At 55.9% G+C, this 1083-nt stretch carries 1 protein-coding gene; it reads right to left on the bottom strand.

Going from position 1 to position 1083, the window contains the following annotated elements:
* A partial coding sequence (locus tag P3T22_RS33285) for a hypothetical protein (RefSeq protein WP_429327294.1) occupies positions 1–1083 on the bottom strand: 1083 nt, incomplete at both ends.

The raw sequence follows: 1083 nt of genomic DNA, 5'->3' as shown, positions 1-1083 counted from the left end.
GCCAAGTCATCGGCCCGCTTGTAGGCCTGCTTGTCGCCCAGGCTGAAACCGGTCACCTGTGAGACCAAATGATTGCGGGTAATGCCCTTGTAGTCCGTTACCTTGTCGAACGCGTATTGACTCAGCTTTACGCGCTGGCGGAATACCGGACCCGATGCGAGCGACGCACGGCCCGATTTGCCAATCGCCGTTAGCGCGCTGTCGATGGGTGCGACGGGCCAGCCCGCACGCTCGCCGTGTTGCAGCAGCATGGTCCCTGACGCCTTGTCTTCGATATAACAACCAATCGAACCATAACGGGCTTTGCACTGCTTGCTAAGGTCTTCGAGTCGCTTAAAGATAGACGGCATCCACGTCACCTGTAAGTCGCTGCTAATCTGTTCAATTGACCAATCGAGAATGGTCACTGGCGGGCCGTTACCGTATTTGTTGACGGCGAAAAACGTTACGGCTGTGCCATCATGCTCCTGTCCGTCTTTCACCGCGCAATCGACCGTACAGAACACGCATTCACAGTGCTGCGGAAATTCGACGCCCTTGCCATCAACCAGCAAGTCGTCAAGCTTGACCAGCGATTGCCCGGACCAACTAACGAACTCGGCGCGGTATTCCTGAAGCCAAACCAGTTTCGGATACTGCTTTTCCAGCGCGGCCACGGCCTGCGGGTTGAGCAACGGATTCGCGGCGGTCGGTAGATGGTACTCAGTCCATACTGTAGGCCACTGCTCGGACGGCTGTTTGATCATGCACGCCCGATAGAAAAACGAACTATCGTCTGTGCCTAACGGCGTGCCCGCCAAGATCGTTGGCCCACCACTCTGCAACAACGTGGGCGCGATGGACAATTGATAGACCGATTCGAGGTTATCGCACAGCGATGCTTCATCAATTAATACGAGGTCGTACCCGCGTGATCTGCCCGCGTGCTCATCGGCCAGTGTCCAGCATTCGACGCAACCACCCGTAATTAACTCAACCATCAAATCAGTCTTGTTTTTCGACTTGACCGCCGGTTTGAGGGTCGCGCAGATAGATGAAAAGGTTGGCTGTGCCCGCGTGAGGTCGGGAAAGAAAAACCCGACG

Source organism: Paraburkholderia sp. GAS348 (assembly GCF_050434205.1).
GTDB lineage: Bacteria > Pseudomonadota > Gammaproteobacteria > Burkholderiales > Burkholderiaceae > Paraburkholderia.
The sequence above is the reverse complement of the archived record's forward strand: the minus strand, read 5'-3'. Positions and strand labels throughout refer to the sequence as shown.